Raw genomic sequence first — 18845 nt, 5'->3', positions numbered from 1 at the left:
CAACGAGAAGTCTGACACAACACGGAGGAAAACGCTACACTTTCCTCACATTCGGAAGGCTGGTAATGACATCGTTATCAAAGTCGATCGGGCGCGGCTCCGGCCGCGTGACGATCCGAGATGTCGCCCAGCAGGCCGGCGTCGGCATCAAGACCGTCTCCCGGGTCATCAACGGCGAGCCGAACGTCTCCGCCGCGACAGCGGAACGGGTCAAGGCGGCCATCGCCCAGCTCCAGTGGGAACCCGACTCCCACGCGAGCAACCTGCGGCGGACGCACACCCGGACGAAGTCGATCGGGCTGCTGCTCGGAAGCGTCGACAACCCGTTCGCCGCTACGACGCATCGCGCCATCGAAGACGTCGCCGCCTCGCATGGCGTGGCGGTCCTCGCCTCCAGCCTGGATGAGGACCCCGTACGCGAGGTCGCAGCGGTCGAGAACTTCATCCGGCGGAAGGTCGACGGTCTCATCCTGACCACCTCCACCGGCAACCAGTCCTACCTCGAGGAGCTGGTCCCCCCGCGCATCCCCGTCGTCTTCATCGACCGCGAGCCCTTCGGCTACGAGGCCGACGTCGTCCGCTCCGACAACGTCGGCGGGGCCGCGCTCGGCACCCGGCACCTGCTCGCGCGGGGCCACCGGCGGATCGCGGGAATCTTCGACCGCTCCGGGATCTGGACGGCCTCCCAGCGCAAGATCGGCTTCCTCGGCGCTCTGGAGGAGTTCGACATCCCGCCGGATTCGTACACGATCGTGGACGATGTGACCACGGCGGAAGCCGCGGAGGCGGCCGTGCTGGCCCTGCTGGGCTCCCCCGCTCCGCCCACCGCGATCTTCGCCGGCCAGAACCTGATCTCGATCGGCGTCGTCCGCGCCCTGCGCAAACTCGGCCGCCAGCACGAGGTCGCCCTCGTCAGCTTCGACGACATCGAGCTGGGAGATCTCCTCGACCCCGGGGTCACCGTGATCGCGCAGGATCCGGTCGCGATGGGCCGGACGGCGGCCGAGCGGCTCTTCGCCCAGCTCGCGAGCATCCACGCCGGCGAGCAGCTGCCCGCGACCGACCTCGTCCTCCCCGTCGAACTCATCGTGCGCGGCTCCGGCGAGATCGCTCCCGCGACCGCCTCCGCGACCGCCTCCGCAACCACCTCTGCACGCGCCTCCGCACGCGCTCAGAGGGACGCATAGCGAAGGCCGTCACCATGCGGGCATTTCCTGTCGGTCTGCTCAGCACTGCACGGGGTGCGTGGGGAACGGAGGATGCGGGATGCGACACGCCGCGATCCGGCCGGTCGGGGAGGCGATCGGGTTCGATACGACGCGCATCCTCCTCCCTTTTCCCGCTCGTGCGGACGCGCTCGGTCCGTCGCCGGGCGGGGACGCCGACGACGTCTCGCGCTGCCCGAGTCCCCGAAGTGCTCGTTGTTGCAGGCGACACGCCGCAGGCGCCTGCAACAACGAGCACCTCGGCCGACCGACTCCGCACGAGCTCAGAGGGACGCATAGGGAACTCGCAGAAAAAATAACGACTTGATAACTAGATGCCGTTACCTCTTCGTTATATAGTTCAAGGGCAATGGTTGTTTGCTGTGGCAGCCATCGCGGAATGTGATTGCAGGACACTCTTGGTGCAAGGGAGAGGGCCGGCCGCTAGCCTCTGCGGTCGGCCCTCGATCTTTTCCGGTCCGCCACGTTCGCCCTCCCGCCGGTGACCTCCTCCCGGCCGTCGGCTCTGCCCCGTAGTGGCACGGATGTCGCTCGCGCGCGCATGATGAGAAGATGCGAATGCATTGAGCTGGCGGAGGAGGACGGCCATGGCCGAGAGCACGACGGCGACGGAACCGGACAAGCGTGCCAGGATCAGCGCGGTGGCAGCGTGGGAGTCGCTTTTCCGCGCCCAGGTCGCCGTGATGCGCACCCTGGCTGCCGAGTTCCCGACCAAAGACATCTCGCTGAACGAGTACGACGTGCTGTTCAACCTGTCGCGCCAGCCCGACCGCACGTTGCGGCTCCGCGATCTCAACACGCACGTGCTGCTGTCGCAGCCGAGCGTCAGTCGCCTCGTCGACCGTCTGGTCTCCCGCGGGCTGGTCGCGAAGTGCCCGGAGCCGTCCGATGCACGGGGCACGGTCATCCGCCTCACCGACGCCGGCTACGACCTGTTCCGGCGTGTGGCGATCGAGCACATGAAGACCATCACAGATCGCGTCGGGTCCCGGCTGAGCACCGAGGAGCTGCACACCCTCGCCGAGCTCTGCGACAAGCTGCGCCTGGACTCCTGACGATTTCTCCACAGGCCGGGCGGCCTTCGCTGTTCCCCCCAACCTGAGCGTCGACCTCCCGAAGCCGTCGAAATCGCCGCGTATCATTGCGGCCACGGACGAATGGTTTCACCACGAGGGGAAGACGCATGAGATGGGGATGGGCGCCTGCCCTGGTCGGATTCGTCGCGCTGAGCGGCCTGGCGGGCGTGCTCGCCGCGGCGGCGGTGACGCCGGCGGTGGCGCTCACGGGAAGCGCGGCCGACTCGACGATCAGCGTGTTCGACGGGCTGCCGGAGTACATCAAGGTCGAACCGCTCGCGCAGGCCTCCACGATGTACGCGCAGAGCAACGGGCAGCAGGTACCGATCGCCTCCTTCTACTCCCAGAACCGCATCGAGGTCGGCTGGGACGCCATCTCGCAGAACCTGAAGGATGCGGCGGTCGCCACCGAGGACCCGCGCTTCTACGAGCACGGCGGTGTCGACGTCAGCGGCACCCTCCGCGGAGCGGTGCTCACGGCACTGCACAAGTCGGTCCAGGGCGGCTCGTCCATCACGCAGCAGTACGTGAAGAACATCCTGGTGCAGCGCTGCGAGAACAAGCAGCCGGACCCGACGGCGAGCGAGGCCGTGCAGAAGAAGCAGCTGACGATCTACGAGTCCTGCTACAACGACGCCACCAAGGTCGACCCCTCCCGCAAGCTCAAAGAGATGCGCTACGCCATCGGCCTCGAGAAGGAGTACTCGAAGAACGACATCCTGCAGAGCTACCTCAACATCGCGCTCTTCGGCGGCCGCGTGTACGGCGTCCAGTCCGCAGCTGAGTACTACTTCGGGGTCGCAGCGAAAGATGTGAACCTGCAACAGGCGGCGACGCTGATCGCCATCCTGAACAATCCGGACAACCTCCGGATCGACAGGCCCGACAGCAAGGACAACGGGGCGGCCAACGGCTACAAGGCCACTCTGGAGCGCCGCAACTACGTCCTCGACCGGATGCTGGCCAATGGCAAGATCACGAAAGAGGAGCACGACGCCGCTCGTGCCACCAAGGTGGAGCCGAAGATCAGCCCGATGTCGAACGGCTGCATGACCGCGCAGAAGTACAACGCCGCGTTCTTCTGCGATTACGTCGAGCGCATCATCGAGCAGGACCCGATCTTCGGCAAGACCGAAGACGACCGCTCGAACTTCCTCACCCGGGGCGGGCTGAAGATCTACACCTCGCTGAACCTCGACCTGCAGGCACAGGCGCAGGCGGCGATCAGTTCCTACATCCCTCCGGCCGATCCGGCCCTCGACCTGGGCTCCTCCAATGTCTCGGTCGAAGTCGGGACCGGACGCGTGGTCACGATGGTGCAGAACAGGCCCTACGACAACACGGCGACCCCGTCCCCGGCGACCACGGCGGTCAACTACAACACCGACTACGACTACGGAGGCTCGGAGGGCTTCCAGACCGGATCGGCGTACAAGGTGTTCGACCTGCTGGAGTGGCTGCAGGAGGGGCACTCGCTCTACCAGTCGGTCAGCGGCACCCAGCATCTCTTCCCCCAGACGGCGTTCCACGAGAGCGAGCCCTGCGAGGACATCGGAGGAGCGCCGTGGCCGGTCTCCAATGACGAAGGCGAGACCGTGACATCCACCACGGTCATGAACGCCACCGCGCAATCCATCAACACGATCTTCGCCAAGATGGCGACCCAGCTGGATCTCTGCGGCATCAAGCAGCGAGCGCAGGACCTGCTGGTCCACGGCGCCGACGAGTCCGCCAACCGCTTCATGGCGAACCCGTCCTCGGTGCTCGGCACGAACTACATCGCGCCGATCACCATGGCGACCGCCTACGCGGGCCTTGCGAACAACGGCGTGGCCTGCAGCCCGGTCGCCATCGACAAGGTCGTTGACGCGAACGGTGCCGCGCATGCGGTGCCGAAGTCGCAGTGCTCCACCACCCCGATCGACCCCCAGATCGCGGCGGCGGCCATCTACGCGCTGCAGGGCGTCCTCCGCGGAGGCGGCACCGCGGCGTCCGCGAACCCGAACGACGGCATCCCCATCTTCGGAAAGACGGGGACGACGGACAACTCCATCGAGAACTGGCTGGTGACCTCCAGCACGAAGGTGGCCCAGGCGACCTGGGTCGGCAACGTAGAGGGCGCCGTCGCGCTGCGGAGCCAGAGCTTCCAGGGAATCGGCGGTGGCAACGTCAAGTTCGCGATCGCCAAGCGCATCATCGCCGCATTGAACGCCGCATACGGAGGGACGGCCTTCCCGTCGCCCAACGGCAAGTTCGTCACGGCACCGGCGCCGCCGAAACCGACCACCCCGACAGTTCCCGCACCCGGCACGGGCGGGGGCGGCACCCCCGGAAAGGGCGGTCCCCCGAAGGGCAAGCCGTGATCCGAACTGTCTATCCATCCTGAGCGATATTCGGACTAGTGTTATCGCGTGGGACGAACTCCAGATCCGAACCGCAAGCCAGAGCTCCTCGGCCGCATCATGGACCACGTGGCGACCGAGCCGCTCTCACGCATGACCTTCCGCAGTCTGGCCAGCGCGCTCGGTGTGAGCACCTACTCGTTCGTCTACCATTTCGGGTCCCGCCAGGAGATGATCGACGCCATCCTCGAGGAGGGCGTGCGGCAGCAGACGGAATCGCTCCGGGCGGTGGACGTGGCCGCGTTCGACCGGGAGCAGTTCCGCGACTGGTACAAGGAGGCCTTCCGGCACTCGCTGCGCGAGAGCAACCGCACCGGCCTCCGGCTGCAGTTCGAAGCAGGAACGCTCGAGCCGATCGACCCGGACATCGGCAAACGGATCACCACCTCGTTCACGCAGTGGCGGGACACCGTCAAGGCGTGGCTCAAGGCGCAGGGGATCGAGTCGCGCCGCGCCGGCGTCCTCGCCCATTGGATGGTCGACTCGGCTGCGGGCCTGCACTTCGGCTTCCTGATCAGCGGTGACCGTTCCGCCACCGTGCAGGCGTTCGACGTCTTCCTCGGGGCCTTCCTGCGCGAGGCCTTCGGCGACTGACCGCTACCGTGACTCCCGCTCGGCGACCGTCTTCACGCCCTCGAGCATCTGCGCCCAGTTCGCCTGCGAGTGCGCGGCCGCCTCGCGCGTAGGGTTGTTGTCCTGGTCGAGGGTGATCCTCGTCCCGCCGGGGATCTCATCCAACTCGAAGCGGAGGGTGTGGTAGTTCTCCGGCTCGTCGGGCAGCCCGCTGAGCGGGCTGTAGTGCGTGAGCACGATCCGCCAGGGCTCCTGCTGGTCCTCCAGCTCGATCACCCGGCCGTGGTCCTCGAACGTCTTCCCCTGCCACTCGCCGCGCCAGACGATCGGCGACCCCAGCCTCCACTCGGACACCACCTCGGCGCCGAACATGATCTCCGGTCGCGACCCGTTCGTCGTCAGCACCTGCCACACCGCGCGCCGGGGCGCGTCCACCTCGATCTCCGCCCGTGCCACGTAGTTGCCCATCGCCGCCCCCTCGTCCGTGCCGCCCATCCCACACCCGTCGGCTGCCGTGCGCAAGCCGATCGCTTCGTCGTACACGGTCGCGGGACGCCCGCGCGGACCGAGATCATGATTCCGGCGTGAGGGACCCGATGCATTTCGACGCGATGGCCGCCTCGGCAGTGGACGAGCTGGGTGGCGCGGTCGCCGAGCACTACCTCTCCTGGCTCCTCGTGCTCAAGCCCAGCGTCAGGCGCGCCGGCGGTCGAAGCGCGCACCCTCCGGCTTGGACGGCATCAGGTAGAAGACCAGCAGGATGATCCAGCCGACCAGCGGGATGAAACCGAGGAACCACATCGGGCCCGGCAGGTTGGCGTCGTGCAGTCGGCGCCAGTTCAACGCGAGACTCGGCACGAGGATGACCAGCCCCCACACGACGTAGATCACGATCAGGATGTACCCGATGGGGCCGAGCCCGCGGCCTCCGTTACCCACGTTTCCCAGAACCAGGAGGAGGACTTCGTAGACGGCGGCGATGATCACCGCGAACAGGAACCACCACCAGAACTCGCTGCGGCTGGCCCGCCCTGAGAAGTCGGCATACTTCTTGAAGAAGCGGCGGATGCTGTCGCCGAACGAGGCGCCGTACAGCGGCGGGTCGAGGGGCGCGGCGGCGGGAGTCTGCGGAGTCGTCATGATGGATCCTTCCGAGCGAGATCGTGGCAAGCGTCGAGATGGAGCAACCCCAGTCAACCGCATCCGGTCGCCGAAGGACACACCGCCTTTCGCCGCGTCGAGCGGCGGCGCTACTGTGAGCGCGACGGGCGGGGCAGGCCCAGAGGGAGGCTACGGCGATGGGTGCCCTCGTATGAAGAAGTGGTCGGTGGTGGTCATCCTCGGGTGCGCCCAGTTCGTGATGGTCCTCGACGGGACCGTCATGAACGTGTCGATCTCGACGGTGGTGAAGGATCTCAACACGACCGTCTCTGCGATGCAGGCCGCGATCACCTTCTACACGTTGACGATGGCCTCCATGATGCTGTTCGGAGCCAAGCTCGGCGATGTCTGGGGCCGTCGACGGGCCTTCCTGATCGGGTCCTGCGTCTACGGTCTCGGGTCACTGATGACGGCGTTGAGCCGAAACATCCAGGTACTGTTCCTCGGCTGGTCCATCATCGAGGGCCTCGGCGCCGTCTTGGTGATCCCTGCCATTGCAGCGCTCCTGGCGGACAACTATTCGGGGAAGGACAGGATCACTGCCTTTGCGATCATCGGCGCGGTTTCCGGTGCAGCGGTCGCCGCCGGTCCCCTGATCGGTGGATTCATCACCACCTACTCCAGCTGGCGCTTGGTCTTCGCGGGCGAAGTCGTGATCATGGCGGTGGTCGCGATCCTCGCGCGACGCGTCAATGACGCCGCTGTTCCCCAGAAGGTGCGCATCGACGTGCTCAGCGTGCTGCTGTCGGCCGCGGGGCTCGTGCTCGTCGTCTTCGGGATGCTGCAGAGCAAGACCTGGGGATGGGTTCTGCCGCAGTCCTCGCCGGAGATCGGGGGCGTGCCCATTGCCCCGCTCGGAGTGTCGCTGACGGCGTGGTTCATCGCCGCCGGCGCTGTCCTCCTCTTCCTGTTCGCCCGGCGTCAGGAGTCGCTGGTCGAGCAGGGTCGAGCGCCGCTCGTGCATGTCGGCATGTTCTCCATCAGGCGGCTGCGCAGCGGGCTCTCGGTGCTGGGAGCCCAGTACACGGTCACCGCCGGGCTGTTCTTCATGGTCCCGGTCTACCTTCAGATGACGCTCGGCCTCGACGCCCTGGAGACGGGTATCCGGATCTTCCCTCTGTCGGTTGCGCTCATCCTCTTCTCGATCGTCGGAACCCGGCTGTCGCGCCGGTGGTCGCCGCGCCGGATCGTCTGGGTGGGGCAACTGGTGCTCGTGCTCAGCGGGTTCCTTCTGCTCTCGTCGGTCACGACCGACCTGCGAAGCGGATTGTTCGCCGCCGGGATGTTCCTGACCGGCTCCGCGCTGGGGCTCCTGGCGTCGCAGCTGGGGAACGTGAACATGTCGAGCGTCAGCGACAAGGAGACCAGCGAGGTGGGTGGCCTCCAGGGCGTGTTCCAGAATCTCGGGTCGTCGCTCGGCACCGCGCTGATCGGATCCATCCTCATCGGTGCGCTGTCGAGCTCGTTCGCGTCCGGGGTCGCGACGAGCGGGCTCTCCCCCGAGACGATCTCCATCGTGCAGGAGAAGACCCAGGGCGGAGTGAGCATCGTCCCCGCCGCCAGCGTCGATGAAATCGCGGCGAGCGCGGGGCTGTCCAGCGCCGACGCGGACAAGCTCGCGGGGATCTACCGCGATTCACAACTCGACTCATTGCGTGTCGCCTTCGTCGGTCTGATCGCCATCAGCCTGCTGTCGCTGGTCTTCGCACGCGGGCTCCCGGTCGAAGTGGCTGGACGCCCGCGGTCGAAGGCGGTCGCGACCTGAGACGGTTCAGCCGACCTCTCCTGGAGCTCGAATCCTGGGCAGTGAGAGGATGTGGCGGTGAGCAGGGAGCGAACCGCGACAGTGTTGCGAGAGGCTGCGGAGGCGCTGATCACGACCGCCGCCGCGGCGGGAGCGTGCGCAACGATCGGGTGGCTGGCGTCGCTGCTTGCCGGCGCAGAGGCGGGCACGAGCGTGGCCAGCGGGATGGTGCTCGCCACGGTGGTCGCTCTCAGCCTGGGTCGCCGCGCGTTCGCGTCGCGCGCCGAGTTCGCGCGTTCGGCCGCGCTGCTGCCGGCGATCGGGCTCGCCGCCGGCGGCGTCGGCTGGCTGATGGTCGCCCTGCCGCCCGCGGGAGCCGCCCTCTTCGTGGCGGGGATGAGCGTGCCCGTCTGGCTGCGCAGGTTCGGCCCGCGCGCCTCCCGGCTGGGGGCCTTGATCGCTCTGCCCCTGACGGCGATCCTCGTCGCGCCCGTCCGGCCGGCCACCGGTGGGCCGCCGTGGCTTGCGCCGGTCATCGTCCTGCTCTCCGGCGTCGTCGCAGCGCTCTGGGTTGCGCTGGGCCGCGAGGCGGCGAGGCTGCTGCCCGGCCGGGTCACGCCGTCGCCGTCGGCGGCTCCGTCGGCGGCTCCGTCGGCGGCTCCGTCGGCGTCGGCGGCTCCGTCGGCGTCGGCGTCGGCGGCTCCGTCGGCCTCGCCGTCGGCGGCTCCGTCGCCGTCGCTGTCACGGGCGCGACCCGCCCGGCTTCCCGCGAGCACCCGGATGGCGCTGCAGCTGGCCATCGCACTGACCGCCGCATTCGTGGTCGGCTGGCTCGTCTTCCCGGAGCACGCGATGTGGGTCGTGCTGACCGCGTTCCTGGTCTGCTCGGGCAACCGCGGCCGGGCGGATGTGGTGCACAAGAGCGCGCTGCGCATCCTCGGCGCGCTGGGCGGCACCATCGGAGCGGTCGCCCTCATCGCCGTCGCGCCCGGGGTTCCCGGCTTCGCCGCCCCTCAGGAGTCCGGAATCGCTGCGATCGCCGTGATTTTCGTGGCGCTCTTCGCCGCCACCTCGCTCCGGGCGTACAGCTACGCCTTCTGGGCGCTCACGGTGACGCTCGTGCTGTCCCTGCTGCAGGAGCTCATCGGCACCGCGACGCTGACCGGGGAGACCGGGATGCTCGCCGAGCGGATGCTGGCGATCGTCGTCGGTGCCGCCCTGGGCATCACGGCGAGCTGGTTCGTGCTGCCGGTGCGGAGCGTCGACGTGCTGCGGCGACGACTGTCCGAGATGCTGACGGCCTTGAGCGACGTCTTCCCCCGTGAGGCACCGGATCGGCGGACCCGGGTCGCCGCCTTCCGCTCGGCTGTCGCGCGCGTGGAGCAGCTCGCGCCTGCGCATCGCGCCGCCCGGCTCCTGCGGCGTCGTCCGGTCATCCTCCCGATCGACTGCATCGAGGCGGCCAACGCCCTGCCTGCTGCCCTCGACGCCCGGCTGGCGCGAGCCCACGACGGTTCGGAGGAGCGCGACCGCGAGATTCTCCGTTCGAGCATCGGTCGAGCACGACGCAGCCTCGCCGCGCCCATCGAACTCGCCCGGACGCGCGACGCTCTGGACGCACTCGCCCACGCCCTGCGCGGCGACCCGGAGCCCGATACGAGTCGGTGAGGACGGTCATCCGGGACCGGCGCATCCACTCATCGAGTTGTGCACAACTTGATTGCGTGCAATGCTTGCAACATGCCCGTGACCGATGAGATGGTGTGCTTCTCGCTATACGCAGCGACCCGCGCGACGACCCAGGCGTACCGATCCCTGCTCGAGCCGTGGGGACTCACCTACCCGCAGTACCTCGTCCTCGTGACGCTGTGGGTGGAGGGGGAGCAGACCGTGGGGTCGCTCGGCGAGCACCTGCAGCTCGACTCGGGGACACTGTCCCCCCTGCTGCGGCGCATGGAACAGGCCGGGCTCGTCCGGCGCGAGCGCCGCTCGACGGACGAGCGCGTCGTGACGGTCGCCATCGGCGAGCACGGGCGGGAGCTGCGCCCGCAGCTCGCCCACATCCCGGGACGGATCGCCGCGGGGACCGGCCTCCCCGACGAGCAGGCGGCCGCCGCCCTCATCGACACGTTGCACCGGCTCACGGAGACCATGCACGCCGTCTCGGCGCAGCAGCAGGTCTCCCCGAGCCGAGCGCACCACACCAACTGACGTACGACCGAACCACCGAACCACCAGCCAAGAACCACCTGAAAGGCCCGAATTGGACACCCTTTACACCGCGGAAGCCCTCTCGACGGGGGCCGGCCGCAACGGCCGCGTCGCCACCAGCGACGGCTCGTTCGCGCTCGATCTCGCCATCCCGAAGGAGATGGGCGGTTCCGGCGCCGGCACGAACCCGGAGCAGCTGTTCGCCGCCGGCTTCGCCGCCTGCTTCCACTCGGCGCTTCAGGCGGTCGCCCGCATCCAGAAGGTGAAGCTCGAGGATTCCGCCGTCGGCGGTCGCGTGAAGATCGGCCCCAACGGCGAGGGCGGTTACCAGCTGTCGGTGCTGCTCGAGGTCGTCATGCCCGGGATCGAGGCGGAGCAGGCGCAGGCGCTGGCCGACGCGGCGCACCAGGTGTGCCCGTACTCGAACGCGACGCGCGGCAACATCGATGTCACCATCACCGTCACGGAGGACTGAGGCATGACGGACACGAATGCGACCATGCGCGCCCTCATCCACGCCGAGTTCGGCGACCCCGCCGAGGTCCTGGCCGTCGGAGAGCGTCCGCTTCCGCAGCCGGGTCCGGGCGAGGTCCGCGTCCGGGTGCTCCTCTCCCCCATCCACAACCATGACCTGTGGACCGTCCGCGGAACGTACGGCTTCAAGCCGGAGCTGCCTGCCGCGTCCGGCACCGAAGCGCTCGGCGTCGTGGATGCGCTGGGCGAGGGCGTCGAGCAGCTGGCCGTCGGTCAGCGGGTCGTGACCGGAGGCACCTTCGGCGTCTGGGCGGAGTACTTCGTCGCCCGCGCCGCCAGCCTCATCCCGGTGCCGGAGGCACTGCCGGACGAGGCCGCCGCGCAGCTGGTCTCGATGCCGTTCAGCGCGATCAGCCTCCTCGAATCGCTCGACCTGCAGGAGGGCGACTGGCTCATCCAGAACGCCGCCAACGGGGCGGTCGGCCGGATGGTCGCTCAGCTCGCCACCGCACGCGGGCTCAACGTGGTCGGGCTCGTCCGGCGCGCAGCCGGAGTCGACGAGCTCCGCGCGCAGGGCATCGAGCGGGTCGTCGCCACCGACGACGCAGGCTGGAGGGATGCCCTGGCGGCGATCACCGGCGGAGCGCCCCTCCGCGCCGGGGTCGACTCGGTCGGCGGGAGGGCCGCCGGCGACGTCCTCTCGACGCTTGCCGAGAGCGGGACCCTGGTCGTCTTCGGCGCCATGGCCTCCCCGACCCTGGAGCTCGCCTCCGGAGATCTCATCTTCAAGCAGGCGACAGTGAAGGGCTTCTGGGGCAGCGTCGTCAGCCGCGAGATGCCGGCCGACCAGCGCGGCCGGCTGTTCGGGGAGCTGATCGCCCGCATCCTCGACGGCACACTGACCCTGCCGGTGGCGGGCATCCACTCGCTCGACGACATCGCGGCGGCCGTCGCCGCGGGCAGTGAGCCGGGACGCGTCGGCAAGGTCCTGCTGCGGCCCTGACCGACCCGGACGGACCCGCACCGGCCACGCCCGGGGTGGGCATGGCCCGCTAGCCTGGGAGCATGCTCACCCCGCCGGTCACCGCGAAGAAACCCGTCGAACGCACCCACCACGGCGACGTCTACCTGGACGACTACGAGTGGCTGCGCGAGAAGGACGACCCGGCGGTCATCGCGCACCTGCACGAGGAGAACGCGTACACGAACGCACGAACCGAGCACCTCGCGGTGCTGCGCGAGCAGATCTTCGACGAGATCAAGGCCCGCACCCGCGAGACCGATCTGAGCGTGCCCGTCCGCGAGGGCGACTGGTGGTATTACACCCGGACGGTCGAGGGGAAGCAGTACGGCATCCACTGTCGTGCTCCGATCGCCTCGCCCGACGACTGGGTACCCCCGACCCTGGACGAGGACGCCCAGAAGAGCGGGCTCCCCGGCGAGCAGATCCTGCTCGACGACAACGTGGAGGCGGCCGGCCTCGACTTCTACTCCCTCGGCAGCTTCGATGTCAGCGCGGACGGCACGCGCCTGCTCTGGGCCGTGGACACCGAGGGCGACGAGCGGTACACCATCCGGGTGCGTTCCCTCGTGGACGACGGCGTCACATTCCCCGATGAGATAACGGGCACGGGAGCCGGTGCCCTCTTCGACCAGACCGGCGCCTACCTCTTCTACACGACCGTGGACGACTCGTGGCGGCCGGACACGGTGTGGCGCCACCGGGTGGGCGACGACCCGGCGACCAGCGACGTCCAGGTGTTCCACGAGCCCGACGAGCGGTACTGGATCGGCGTCGGGCTGACCCGCAGCCGCCGGTTCCTCGTCATCGAGGCGGGATCCAGCATCACCAGCGAGGCGTGGCTGCTGCGCTCCGACGACCCGACCGGCGAGTTCACCGTGGTGTGGCCGCGGAAGGAGGGCGTCGAGTACGACGTGGAGCACGCGATCGTCGGCGGCCACGACCGGCTGCTCATCGTGCACAACGACGGCGCCGTCAACTTCGAGCTCGTCAGCGTCTCGGCCGACGACCCGCAGGGACCCCGCCGGATGCTCCTCCCTCACGACCCGGCCGTGCGCCTGGAGGGAGTGGATGCGTTCCGCGACTTCGTCAGCGTCGAGTACCGCCGCGAAGGGATGACCCGGGTCGCGGTCGCCTGCGTGCCCCAGCCGGACAGCGAGCAGCCCGCCGACGACACCCCGCACGAGCTGCACTTCGACGAGGAGCTGTTCACGGTCGGCGTCGGCGGCAACCCCGAGTGGACGCAGCCCTTCCTGCGCCTCGGCTACGGCAGCTTCGTCACGCCGTCGACGGTCTACGACTACGACGTGCGGACGCGTGAGCTGACCCTGCGCAAGCAGCAGCCGGTGCTCGGCGGGTTCGACCCGTCGCTGTTCGCGCAGCGCAGGGAGTGGGCGGTCGCGGAGGACGGTGCGCGCATCCCGGTCTCGCTGGTCTACCGGCGCGACCTGGTGACCCCCGGCGAGCCGGCGCCGCTGGTGCTGTACGGCTACGGTTCGTACGAAGCGAGCATGGATCCGTCGTTCAGCATCCCGCGCCTCAGCCTGCTCGACCGCGGCGTGGTCTTCGCGATCGCGCATGTGCGCGGCGGCGGCGAGCTCGGCCGACTCTGGTACGAGAACGGCAAGAAGCTGCACAAGAAGAACACGTTCACGGACTTCGTGGCGGCCGCGCGCCACCTCGTCGACCAGGGCTGGACGGAGCCCTCGCGCCTGGCCGCGCAGGGCGGCAGCGCGGGTGGACTGCTGATGGGCGCCGTGGCGAACCTGGCGCCGCGCGAGTTCGCGGGCATCCTGGCCGAGGTGCCCTTCGTGGATCCGCTGACCAGCATCCTGGACCCGTCGCTGCCGCTCACGGTGATCGAGTGGGACGAGTGGGGCGACCCGCTGCACGACCCGGAGGTGTACGACTACATGAAGTCGTACTCGCCGCTGGAGAACGTGCACGCCACCCACTACCCGCGGATCCTCGCCATCACGAGCCTCAACGACACGCGCGTGCTCTATGTCGAGCCGGCGAAGTGGGTGGCGAAACTGCGCGACGTGGATGCGGACGTGCTGCTGAAGATCGAGATGGCCGCCGGTCACGGCGGCGTCTCCGGCCGGTACGCCGCCTGGCGCGAGCGGGCGTTCGCGCTCGCGTGGCTGCTCGACGTCGTGGGGTCGCACCCGTCGGGTGAGTGAGGCGCGCCAGCCGGTCACCCGCGCGTGACTGCGCCGGTTCGGAACGTTTGCGCCGGGTCGACCGGGCGCAGACGTTCCGAACGACCGCAGTCAGCAGCGGAGCGCGGCTGCGGGGTCAGCAGCGCTGCGGCGAGGACGGCGAGCGCGCCGGCGACGGCGACGAGACGGACCTTCATCGAGAGACTCCCCCAACGACGCGTCCCCCGGAGGCCCTGCGTGCACCGTGCACGCTCCGACCCGTCGCTGGAGCGATCCTAGCGGCACGCGGCGCGACCCGCACGAACGGCTCAGCCGAGATCGTCCGGGTCCTTCCCGGTGCGCTCACCGCTCTCCAGCGCCGCGATGGCCGCGAGATCCTCAGCGTCGAGCACGAAGCCGAACACGTCGAGGTTCGAGCGGATGCGCTCCGGGGAGGTCGACTTCGGGATGACGACGTTGCCCAGCTGCAGCTGCCAGCGGATGACGACCTGCGCGGGCGTGACGCCGTGCTTGTCCGCGAGCCGGGCGAGGGTCGGATCGCCCAGGATCCGGCCGCGCGCGAGCGGTGACCACGCCTCCGTCACGATGCCGCGGGCGGCGTCGTAGGCTCGCACCTCCTCCTGCGGCAGCCACGGGTGCAGCTCGACCTGGTTCACGGCCGGGACCGTTCCCGACTCCCGGGCCAGCCGGTCGAGGTGGTGCGTGTGGAAGTTGGCCACGCCGATGGACCGCGCGCGGCCCTCGTCGCGCACGCGCTCCAGCGCGCGCCAGGTCTCGACGTAGCGGTCGCTCTTCGGCGCCGGCCAGTGGATGAGGAACAGATCGATCGTGTCGAAGCCCAGAAGCTCGAGGCTCCGGTCGAACGAGCGGAGCGTCGAGTCGTAGCCGTTGTCGGTCCACCACACCTTGCTCGTGACGAAGACCTCCGACCGGTCGAGCCCGCTGCGGCGAACCCCCTCGCCGACCCCGTGCTCGTTCGCATAGAAGGCGGCCGTGTCGACGTGACGGTACCCGGCCTCCAGGGCGGCGACCACGGCATCCGCTGTCTCGGCTTCCGGGATCTTGTACACGCCGAAGCCCAGCTGCGGGATGGAGTTGCCGTCGTTGAGAGTCAGCTCCGGGATGCTCGCCATGGGTTCATTCTGCCCGGACCGGAGCGTAGACGTGAGATGACGGAAGGAGAACCACAATGGCATTGACCGGCAAGACGATCGCGTTCCTCGTCGGTCCGGAGGGTATCGAACAGGCCGAACTGGTGGAGCCGTGGAAGGCGGTGCAGGATGCCGGCGGCAGCCCGAAGCTCGTCTCGAAGGAGCCGGGCACCGTGCAGGCATTCCACCACCTCACGCCTGCCGACACCTTTCCGGTGGATGCGACCCTCGCCTCGGCGAACGCGGATCAGTTCGACGCCCTGGTGCTTCCCGGCGGCGTCGCCAACGGCGATCAGGTCCGCACCTTCCCGGAGGCGGTGTCGCTGGTGAAAGGGTTCGCCGAGGCAGGCAAGCCGATCGCGGTGATCTGCCACGGCGGCTGGGTGCTGATCGAGGCGGACGTGGTCGGCGGACGGACAGTGACCAGTTGGCCCAGCCTGCAGACGGACTACCGGAACGCCGGCGCCACCTGGGTCGATCGGGAGGTCGTGGTCGATGAGGGGCCGTTCCCACTGGTCTCTTCGCGGAAGCCGGACGATCTGCCGGCGTTCTGCCGGGAGCTGGTCGCGGCGTTCGAGTAGGTGCGTGTCGGAGGCCGGTCCGCATTACCTGGCAATGACCTCCATGCCGGTTGCGACCGGGCGGGGTCTGCGGGAGCGTGGGGCACTCCTGGACCATCGAACGGAAGGAGAGCACATGCTCACCCTCACGGAGAACGCCAGCACGATCGTCAAGACGCTGACCGACCAGTCCCCCGACGAGACGGCCGGCCTGCGGATCAGCAGCAGCAACCCCGACAGCACCGCGTTCGCGGCGAACGTCGCGCCGGAGCCGGAAGCCACCGACCAGGTGGTGGAGTCGGGAGGCGCCCGCATCTTCCTGGAGACGCAGGCCGCCGAGGTGCTCGACGACAAGGTGCTGGACGCACAGGTCGACGACCAGGGAGCCGTCAGCTTCGCCATCGGCGTGAACGGCTAGCATCCCGCGCAGAGAGCCCGGATCCGGTTGGATCCGGGCTCTCTGCGTGCTCAGTTCCCCGTGGCGCCCTCGGACTCGCTCTCCTCGTCCGGATCGGGCAACTCGTCCACCACGATGGGATGCGGCGCGGTCCGCTGCTCCGGCAGTCCCCACAGGGCCTCGCCGTGGCCGGCGTCGAGCAGGAACTCCACGGCCGACGTCCACAGCGGAACGATCTTCATCGGAGGGATGTCCTCCTCGCCGGGGAAATGCGCCGCGAAGTGCACCTCCGGCTCACCGTGGATGGGGTCCGCCGCCGCGATGAGCCCGTAGTAGCTCCCGTCGTCCACGACGCGCCACCGCCCGGTGCGTCCGTGCTCGGGCTCCAGCCGCACCGTGTACCCGCCGTAGGAGAATTCCGGCCCGGGAGGCAGGGACGCGCGCTCGTCTTTCGTCATGCTCCCGTTCTACGGCGCCGTGATCGCAGGGACAACTCGTTCACCTGCCTAGCGAAACGGTGTAGGGCGGCCGAAGCACCGGCCGAACGCGGGTGCCGATTCGGCTGAACCGGTCGTTCTAGGCGCACCCCGTCGCTGAGGTGTCAATCACTGGCCACGGCAGGGCGGCCACGATCAGATGGTTCCGGTGCGCGAGCGGCATCAACCCCGATCGGCGGCTCGCGCACCTCCCTTTCCGGCCGCCGGCGTCAGCCGGCGGGAACCTCGTCGGCGAGCTCCTGCTCCTGCTCGCGCTCCTGCTCGGCCTCCGCGTCGTCGCCACGGAACTGCGTCATGTACAGGTCGTAGTAGGCGCCGCGTCGCTGCAGCAGAGTGGCATGGTCGCCCTGCTCCACGATCCGCCCCTGCTCCATCACGAGGATGGTGTGGGCGTCACGGATCGTCGAGAGCCGGTGCGCGATGACGAACGACGTGCGGTCGGTGCGCAGAGCCGCCATCGCGTGCTGCACCAGCAGCTCGGTGCGCGTGTCGACCGACGAGGTCGCCTCATCCAGGATGAGCAGCGACGGGTTGGCGATGAACGCCCGCGCGATCGTGATGAGCTGTCGCTCGCCGGCCGAGACGTTTCCGCCCTCCGTGTCGATCACCGTGTCGTAGCCGTCCGGCAGCTGGCGCACGAAACGATCGACCATGGTCGCCTTGGCCGCGGCGATCACCTCCTCGTCGGTGGCGTCGAGACGGCCGTAGCGGATGTTCTCGCGAATGGTCCCCGAGAACAGCCAGGCATCCTGCAGGACCATGCCGACCTGACCGCGGAGCTCGTCCCGCGAGAGGTGCCTGGTGTCGACGCCGTCGAGGCGGATGGCGCCGCCCGTCAGCTCGTAGAACCGCATGATCAGGTTGACGAGCGTGGTCTTGCCCGCACCCGTCGGGCCGACGATCGCGACCGTGCTGCCCGGCTGGACGCTCAGCGACAGATCGCGGATCAGCTCGGCCTCGGGGTCGTAGGAGAAGTCGACGTGGTCGAGCTCGACCCGGCCGTCCGCCCGCTCGGGCAGGTGCTCGGTCGCCGTCTCCGCCTCCTGCTCCTCCGAGTCGAGGAACTCGAAGGTGCGCTCGGCCGAGGCCACGCCGGACTGCAGCATGTTGGCCATGCCGGCGATCTGACCGATGGGCTGCGAGAACTCGCGCGAGTACTGGATGAACGCGGTCGCGTCGCCGATGGTCAGCTGCCCCGCTGCCACCCGGAGCGCACCGACCACGGCGATGAGCACATAGGACAGGTACGACACGAAGTTCATTGCCGGCATGATGCTGCCCGAGACGAACTGCGCGCCGACCTGAGCCTTGTGCAGCTTCGCGTTGCGTGCGTCGAATTCCTCCAGCATGACCGCATCCCGGCCGAAGGCCCGCACCAGGTCGAGTCCCGAGTACGACTCCTCGATGTGGCCGTTCAGCGTGCCGGTCGATGCCCACTGCGCCTTGAACAGCTTCTGCGAGCGCGAGCCGATCACACCGGCGATCACCCCGGAGAGCGGGATGGAGATCAGCGCGATCAGCGCGAGCTGCCACGACACGATGAACATCATGATGCCGATGCCGAGCACCATGAGCACGGACTGGATCAGCTGCGAGAACGCCTGCTGCAGTGCGGTCTGGATGTTGTCGACGTCGTTGGTCACGCGCGACATCAGGTCTCCGCGCTGGCGCGTGTCGAAGTAGCTGAGCGGGAGGCGGTTGAGCTTCGCCTCGACGTCCTTGCGCAGCCCGTAGACCACGCGCATCACGAGGGCGTTCAGCAGGTAGCCCTGCCACCACTGCAGCAGCGCGGCGACGAAGTACATCGCCAGCACGATCGTCAGCAGGCGCCCGAGCTCGGTGAAATCGATGCCCTTGTGCGGTCCGTAGACACCGCGGGCGATCACGTTGGTCGCGTCGCCGAGGATCTTCGGCGCGATCACGACGAGCACGACCGAGACGACCGTCAGCAGCGTGACCCACGTCATCCCGAGCCACTCCGGCTTCAGCAGGCCCATCAGCCGCTTGAACGACGGCCAGAAGTTCTCGGCCTTCTTCGCGGGCACGCCGCCGAACATGTCGCCGTCGCCCTCGCCGGGCGTGAAGTCGTAGTCCTCTTCGAGCTGGTCGAGCACGATGTCCTTCGCGGCCGGGGTCTGCCCCTCCTCGGGGCGGCCGCCGCGCTTCTTGCGTTCCGTGGTGCGTGCCATC

18 protein-coding genes are annotated in these 18845 nt (G+C 68.8%); 12 read left to right on the top strand and 6 right to left on the bottom strand.

Annotated features, from left to right (window positions below; all coding sequences use genetic code 11):
- Positions 1-65 precede the first annotated feature (65 nt).
- From BM287_RS01285 to BM287_RS01270, 4 genes are all read left to right on the top strand, one after another.
- A complete protein-coding gene (locus BM287_RS01285) occupies positions 66-1187 on the top strand; it encodes a LacI family DNA-binding transcriptional regulator (RefSeq protein ID WP_090035105.1) in 1122 nt (373 codons plus the stop codon).
- Positions 1188-1813: 626 nt separating this feature from the next.
- Positions 1814-2281, top strand: a complete 468-nt coding sequence (locus tag BM287_RS01280) for a MarR family winged helix-turn-helix transcriptional regulator (RefSeq protein WP_090035108.1) — start codon at positions 1814-1816, stop codon at positions 2279-2281.
- A 128-nt stretch (positions 2282-2409) separates the two neighbouring features.
- Positions 2410-4665 carry a transglycosylase domain-containing protein gene (locus tag BM287_RS01275; RefSeq protein ID WP_090035111.1) on the top strand — a complete coding sequence of 752 codons (2256 nt, stop codon included), beginning with the start codon at positions 2410-2412 and terminating at the stop codon, positions 4663-4665.
- Between the two features lie 48 nt (positions 4666-4713).
- Positions 4714-5298: a TetR/AcrR family transcriptional regulator gene (locus BM287_RS01270; RefSeq protein ID WP_090035114.1), complete on the top strand. Its 585-nt coding sequence runs from the start codon at positions 4714-4716 to the stop codon at positions 5296-5298.
- Positions 5299-5301: 3 nt separating this feature from the next.
- Here BM287_RS01270 and BM287_RS01265 read toward each other — a convergent pair whose 3' ends face one another.
- Both BM287_RS01265 and BM287_RS01260 read right to left on the bottom strand, forming a co-directional pair.
- Positions 5302-5772, bottom strand: coding sequence for an SRPBCC family protein (locus tag BM287_RS01265; protein ID WP_244527808.1), 471 nt, complete (start codon positions 5770-5772; stop codon positions 5302-5304).
- Positions 5773-5970: 198 nt separating this feature from the next.
- Positions 5971-6417, bottom strand: a complete 447-nt coding sequence (locus BM287_RS01260; RefSeq protein WP_090035117.1) for a DUF805 domain-containing protein — start codon at positions 6415-6417, stop codon at positions 5971-5973.
- Between the two features lie 172 nt (positions 6418-6589).
- On the opposite strand from BM287_RS01260, the gene BM287_RS01255 reads away from it, so the two are divergent.
- From BM287_RS01255 to BM287_RS01230, 6 genes are all read left to right on the top strand, one after another.
- On the top strand, positions 6590-8203 hold the full coding sequence (locus BM287_RS01255; protein WP_090035119.1) for an MFS transporter: 1614 nt from the start codon (positions 6590-6592) through the stop codon (positions 8201-8203).
- 57 nt (positions 8204-8260) lie between these two features.
- Complete coding sequence (locus BM287_RS17730) at positions 8261-9850, top strand: FUSC family protein (protein ID WP_170857378.1); 1590 nt, start codon at positions 8261-8263, stop codon at positions 9848-9850.
- A gap of 72 nt (positions 9851-9922) precedes the next feature.
- Entirely contained in the window at positions 9923-10393 is a 471-nt protein-coding gene (locus BM287_RS01245) for a MarR family winged helix-turn-helix transcriptional regulator (protein WP_170857377.1), read from the top strand.
- A 52-nt stretch (positions 10394-10445) separates the two neighbouring features.
- Complete coding sequence (locus tag BM287_RS01240) at positions 10446-10868, top strand: organic hydroperoxide resistance protein (protein ID WP_090035125.1); 423 nt, start codon at positions 10446-10448, stop codon at positions 10866-10868.
- Positions 10869-10892: 24 nt separating this feature from the next.
- The gene (locus BM287_RS01235) at positions 10893-11870 is read left to right on the top strand and encodes a zinc-binding dehydrogenase (RefSeq protein WP_170857397.1); all 978 of its coding nucleotides are present in this window, start codon (positions 10893-10895) and stop codon (positions 11868-11870) included.
- A 62-nt stretch (positions 11871-11932) separates the two neighbouring features.
- Positions 11933-14071: a S9 family peptidase gene (locus BM287_RS01230; RefSeq protein ID WP_090035130.1), complete on the top strand. Its 2139-nt coding sequence runs from the start codon at positions 11933-11935 to the stop codon at positions 14069-14071.
- A 14-nt stretch (positions 14072-14085) separates the two neighbouring features.
- Here BM287_RS01230 and BM287_RS17725 read toward each other — a convergent pair whose 3' ends face one another.
- Both BM287_RS17725 and BM287_RS01225 read right to left on the bottom strand, forming a co-directional pair.
- The gene (locus tag BM287_RS17725) at positions 14086-14247 is read right to left on the bottom strand and encodes a hypothetical protein (RefSeq protein ID WP_170857376.1); all 162 of its coding nucleotides are present in this window, start codon (positions 14245-14247) and stop codon (positions 14086-14088) included.
- Positions 14248-14358: 111 nt separating this feature from the next.
- Positions 14359-15183: an aldo/keto reductase gene (locus tag BM287_RS01225; protein WP_090035133.1), complete on the bottom strand. Its 825-nt coding sequence runs from the start codon at positions 15181-15183 to the stop codon at positions 14359-14361.
- A 56-nt stretch (positions 15184-15239) separates the two neighbouring features.
- Here BM287_RS01225 and BM287_RS01220 point away from each other — a divergent pair, with 56 nt between their 5' ends.
- Positions 15240-15782, top strand: a complete 543-nt coding sequence (locus BM287_RS01220) for a type 1 glutamine amidotransferase domain-containing protein (RefSeq protein WP_090035136.1) — start codon at positions 15240-15242, stop codon at positions 15780-15782.
- A gap of 115 nt (positions 15783-15897) precedes the next feature.
- A complete protein-coding gene (locus BM287_RS01215) occupies positions 15898-16179 on the top strand; it encodes a Fe-S cluster assembly protein HesB (RefSeq protein ID WP_090035139.1) in 282 nt (93 codons plus the stop codon).
- Between the two features lie 50 nt (positions 16180-16229).
- Here BM287_RS01215 and BM287_RS01210 read toward each other — a convergent pair whose 3' ends face one another.
- A complete protein-coding gene (locus BM287_RS01210) occupies positions 16230-16616 on the bottom strand; it encodes a hypothetical protein (protein ID WP_090035142.1) in 387 nt (128 codons plus the stop codon).
- Between the two features lie 248 nt (positions 16617-16864).
- The gene (locus tag BM287_RS01205) at positions 16865-18844 is read right to left on the bottom strand and encodes an ABC transporter ATP-binding protein (protein WP_090035145.1); all 1980 of its coding nucleotides are present in this window, start codon (positions 18842-18844) and stop codon (positions 16865-16867) included.
- Position 18845: the final 1 nt, after the last annotated feature.

Source organism: Leifsonia sp. CL147, assembly GCF_900114565.1.
In the GTDB taxonomy this organism is placed as follows: Bacteria; Actinomycetota; Actinomycetes; order Actinomycetales; family Microbacteriaceae; genus Leifsonia.
This window is presented reverse-complemented; position numbering and strand designations above follow the sequence as displayed.

What these genes read in the sequence shown, in the direction of transcription:
- BM287_RS01260 (WP_090035117.1), bottom strand. Translation starts at nt 6,417, where the DNA reads ATGACGACTCCGCAGACTCCCGCCGCCGCGCCCCTCGACCCGCCGCTG.
- BM287_RS01215 (WP_090035139.1), top strand. Translation starts at nt 15,898, where the DNA reads ATGCTCACCCTCACGGAGAACGCCAGCACGATCGTCAAGACGCTGACC.
- BM287_RS01285 (WP_090035105.1), top strand. Translation starts at nt 66, where the DNA reads ATGACATCGTTATCAAAGTCGATCGGGCGCGGCTCCGGCCGCGTGACG.
- BM287_RS01265 (WP_244527808.1), bottom strand. Translation starts at nt 5,772, where the DNA reads ATGGGCGGCACGGACGAGGGGGCGGCGATGGGCAACTACGTGGCACGG.
- BM287_RS01210 (WP_090035142.1), bottom strand. Translation starts at nt 16,616, where the DNA reads ATGACGAAAGACGAGCGCGCGTCCCTGCCTCCCGGGCCGGAATTCTCC.
- BM287_RS17725 (WP_170857376.1), bottom strand. Translation starts at nt 14,247, where the DNA reads ATGAAGGTCCGTCTCGTCGCCGTCGCCGGCGCGCTCGCCGTCCTCGCC.
- BM287_RS01225 (WP_090035133.1), bottom strand. Translation starts at nt 15,183, where the DNA reads ATGGCGAGCATCCCGGAGCTGACTCTCAACGACGGCAACTCCATCCCG.
- BM287_RS01275 (WP_090035111.1), top strand. Translation starts at nt 2,410, where the DNA reads ATGAGATGGGGATGGGCGCCTGCCCTGGTCGGATTCGTCGCGCTGAGC.
- BM287_RS01220 (WP_090035136.1), top strand. Translation starts at nt 15,240, where the DNA reads ATGGCATTGACCGGCAAGACGATCGCGTTCCTCGTCGGTCCGGAGGGT.
- BM287_RS01280 (WP_090035108.1), top strand. Translation starts at nt 1,814, where the DNA reads ATGGCCGAGAGCACGACGGCGACGGAACCGGACAAGCGTGCCAGGATC.
- BM287_RS01235 (WP_170857397.1), top strand. Translation starts at nt 10,893, where the DNA reads ATGCGCGCCCTCATCCACGCCGAGTTCGGCGACCCCGCCGAGGTCCTG.
- BM287_RS01230 (WP_090035130.1), top strand. Translation starts at nt 11,933, where the DNA reads ATGCTCACCCCGCCGGTCACCGCGAAGAAACCCGTCGAACGCACCCAC.
- BM287_RS01245 (WP_170857377.1), top strand. Translation starts at nt 9,923, where the DNA reads ATGCCCGTGACCGATGAGATGGTGTGCTTCTCGCTATACGCAGCGACC.
- BM287_RS01205 (WP_090035145.1), bottom strand. Translation starts at nt 18,844, where the DNA reads ATGGCACGCACCACGGAACGCAAGAAGCGCGGCGGCCGCCCCGAGGAG.
- BM287_RS01255 (WP_090035119.1), top strand. Translation starts at nt 6,590, where the DNA reads ATGAAGAAGTGGTCGGTGGTGGTCATCCTCGGGTGCGCCCAGTTCGTG.